Source organism: Micromonospora foliorum, assembly GCF_022229015.1.
Classification (GTDB): domain Bacteria; phylum Actinomycetota; class Actinomycetes; order Mycobacteriales; family Micromonosporaceae; genus Micromonospora; species Micromonospora foliorum.
In genome coordinates, this window is the sequence record NZ_JAKKFF010000401.1 from 1 (window position 1) to 1324 (window position 1324).

Sequence of the window (1324 nt, forward strand, 5' to 3'; positions counted from 1 at the left end):
CCTGGCCCGCCTCGACCGGCCGCCCCGCCGGCCTGGCCCGCCTCGACCGGCCGGCCTCGCCGGGCCCGCCCGCCTCGCTCCGGCCCCGGGCTGGTTCGTGATCCACTCGGGTTCCTGGAAGTCGCGGTATCCCGGACGTGGCGATGCCGCGACTTCCTGGAACGCGAGTTGATCACGCGCCGGATCGAACGCCTCAGCACCCACGGACCGGACAAACGTCGCGCGGATGTGTGTAGGGCGGTGACAGGCCCGCCAGTGGGTGCCACCACCGGCCCGGCATTCGGACAGTCGACGTCGCGTCGCTCAAGCGGGGCAAAGCGCATGAGATGGGTCGGTTGAACACCTGTTCCGCCAATTGGAACATTGTCGGAAAATGCTCCGGTAAATGCGCCGCCGATTATTTCCGAATGCCGCTAATGACCCCCTCGAGCGGGCAAGAATATGGCGGAGGGAAGTCGAAAACGGGGGGACTGAAACATGACGTCTAGGCGGCGATTGACGCTGTTGGCGGTAACCATCGCAGCCGCACCACTCGCCCTGGGTGCGTGCACCGTCGACCGGGGGTCGGCGACCGGCTCGGCCAAGAAGCACGCCGCCCCGCCGGAGCTCGCCGTGACACCGGGGGACAAGGCCCGGGACGTTCCGGTCAGCGCCGAGCTGGGCACCGTGGTCAAGGGCGGGCGGGTCACCGGCGTACGCCTCACCGACGACAAGGGCAAGCAGGTCAACGCCGAGCCGCGCGAGGACGGCTCCGGCTGGGTGCCGAGCGCTCCGCTGCAACCACGGCGGACCTACACCGCCGAGGTGACCGCGACCGGTGACTCCGGTGCCACCACCACTCGTACCACCACCTTCACGACGATGGCCAAATCGACCAAGCCGCAGATCACCAGCACCCTCTATTTCAACGGCAATCGGACGTACGGCACGGCGATGCCGGTAACGGTGGCGTTCGACCCGGGAATTCCGAAAGAGGCCAGAGCGGATGTCCAGCGACGGTTGTTCGTAAAGACCAATCCGCCGCAGCCGGGCACCTGGTCGTGGCTTGAGGATGGAAGTCAGGTCTATTACCGGGCACCCGATTTTTGGAAGCCGGGCACCACCATCAGCGTCCGGGCCGGTCTGGAGGGTCTGCCGATCGGAAAGGACCGGATCGGCGACGCCGAGCGGACCGCGACCTCCAAGATCGGACGACAGGTCTCGCTGGAGATCGACAACGCCACCAAGCAGATGACCGTGCTGCGCGACGGCAAGCAGGTCCGCCGGATCCCGGTCAGCCTGGGTAAGGCGAGCACGCCGAGTTCCAGCGGCAAGATGGTGATCA

At 67.1% G+C, this 1324-nt stretch carries 1 protein-coding gene; it reads left to right on the forward strand.

The genetic code is table 11. The features are described from left to right. Positions 1-477: 477 nt before the first annotated feature. Positions 478-1324 (forward strand): L,D-transpeptidase family protein (locus PSH25_RS25630; RefSeq protein WP_238661492.1); only part of this gene is annotated, 847 nt, incomplete at its 3' end.